This window comes from Alteromonas sp. S015 (assembly GCF_036864485.1).
Lineage (GTDB): Bacteria > Pseudomonadota > Gammaproteobacteria > Enterobacterales > Alteromonadaceae > Alteromonas.
The window spans coordinates 1-1,195 of sequence record NZ_JAZETO010000022.1; the positions used below are offsets into that span (position 1 = coordinate 1).

1 protein-coding gene is annotated in these 1,195 nt (G+C 44.3%); it reads left to right on the top strand.

All coding sequences use genetic code 11. The features are described 5' to 3' along the window. Nucleotides 1-442: 442 nt before the first annotated feature. The coding region (locus V7R42_RS19855) for a flagellin N-terminal helical domain-containing protein (RefSeq protein WP_334022393.1) at nt 443-1,195 on the top strand (753 nt) is incomplete at its 3' end.

Genomic DNA, 1,195 nt, shown 5'->3' on the forward strand with positions numbered 1-1,195 from the left:
GTCTCAGACGATATTATCGCAAGCAAACCAGCGTCCACAGGCGGCATTAAGTCTACTACAAGGATAAGTGGAGTAGGCACCCTTATCGTAAAAGGGGTAGTGACAAGGGCGCCGAATTTATGACCAGCTAAAAGCGGAGGCATAGCGAAAGTCATAATGACAAAAGCGTAGTGAAGATACTTTTGACACGTATAATCCGTAGCATTATACATGCCAAATTGAGATTTTTGATCTAAAGACTCTCAACTCTCTCTCAAGAGGAAGTAAAGCGGAAGGCATTTGCCTTCCGCTTTTTTTTGCTTGGAGCCATAGTTAGCCGCTTATGAAGAAAGATCGGCAATTATTTATTTTGCTAAAGGAAAAAGGTTGCCGCCCGATAACCTATGTAAGCCGGAATTGTTTTTCGGTGAAAATTCGAAATTTAAAGATTGAGGGTGTAAGTATGGCCTTATATGTAAATACAAACGTAAGCTCGTTAAATGCTCAGCGTCAATTAATGAACTCTGGGAATAACCTAGATCAAGCGTTCCAACGCTTATCATCAGGTTTCCGTATCAACAGTGCATCAGATGATGCGGCGGGTTTACAAATATCAAATCGTCTTGAATCGCAAGTTCAAGGCTTAAACCAGGGTAACCGTAACGCCAATGACGGTATTTCATTAGCGCAAACCGCAGAAGGCGCAATGAATGAAGTGACAAGTATGTTCCAGCGAGTGCGTACGCTAGCTTCTCAGGCTGCGAATGGTTCAAACACCGATGAAGATCGCCTAGCCATTCAGGAAGAAATGCGTGCATTGATGACGGAAGTAAACCGTATTGCAGAAGATACTACGTTTGGTGGGCAAAATCTGCTAAATGGTACGTACGAAGCGAATTTCCAGGTGGGTGCCGATGCGGTACAAACTATTGGTTTCAGTATGCAAAACGTTGGTGGTACGGCGAACTCGTTATCAGCGAACGGTGGCTTCACGCTATCTGGTATTGCAGGTATTGCCAGTGCGGTAACTGGAGAGACTCTTGAATCAAACTTGGAAGGGTTAAGTGACAATTCTACGGGCACTAGTGTTGCAGGAGACTATTCGTTTTCAGACGTGTTTCAAGCGACAGCAATAAGTGTATCCTCACAAGCTGGTGCGCAGGCTGTGCTTGCAGGTATGGATAACCTCATTGCAGTGGTAGATAAAAAACGTGCT